At 39.0% G+C, this 516-nt stretch carries 2 rRNA genes; both read left to right on the top strand.

The features are described 5' to 3' along the window. Nucleotides 1-284: ribosomal RNA gene (locus tag QF777_12215) — 23S ribosomal RNA — on the top strand; the annotation flags it as partial. A gap of 30 nt (nt 285-314) precedes the next feature. Further along, nucleotides 315-432: ribosomal RNA gene (gene rrf, locus QF777_12210) — 5S ribosomal RNA — on the top strand. Nucleotides 433-516: the final 84 nt, after the last annotated feature.

The following is a 516-nucleotide window of genomic DNA, read 5'->3' as shown; positions in this document are numbered from 1 at the left end:
GGTGTAGGCGTTAGAGTATTGCGAGGATCTCTTCTTAGTACGAGAGGACCGGAAGAGACGTACCTCTGGTGTGCCAGTTATCGTGCCAACGGTAGACGCTGGGTAGCCATGTACGGTTAGGATAACCGCTGAAAGCATCTAAGTGGGAAGCCAGCCTCAAGATGAGTACTCTTACCATAAAAAATGGTTAAGGTCACGGCAAGACTAGCCGTTTGATAGGTACCAAGTGTATGTACAGTAATGTATTTAGCTGAGGTATCCTAATAGACCGAATGCTTGACTTAGTTTAGTATAAATTTTTTAGTTTTATTAGCTTAGATGTTTTATAGCGTAATGGAACCACATTGACCCTTCTCGAACTCAATAGTGAAACGTTACAGCGGTGAAGATACTGAAAGGGTGGCCTTTTGGGAAAATAACACAGTGTCTAAGTATTAAATTTATTATTAATTGTTTTTAGTGTTATAATTGAGATTAGTTAGATCATCGCATTAAAGGGATGATTCAATTTTAAAA

Source organism: Acidimicrobiales bacterium (genome assembly GCA_030747595.1).
GTDB lineage: Bacteria > Actinomycetota > Acidimicrobiia > Acidimicrobiales > MedAcidi-G1 > UBA9410.
Note: the sequence above shows the minus strand (reverse complement) of the source record. Positions and strands in the feature narration are given on the sequence as shown.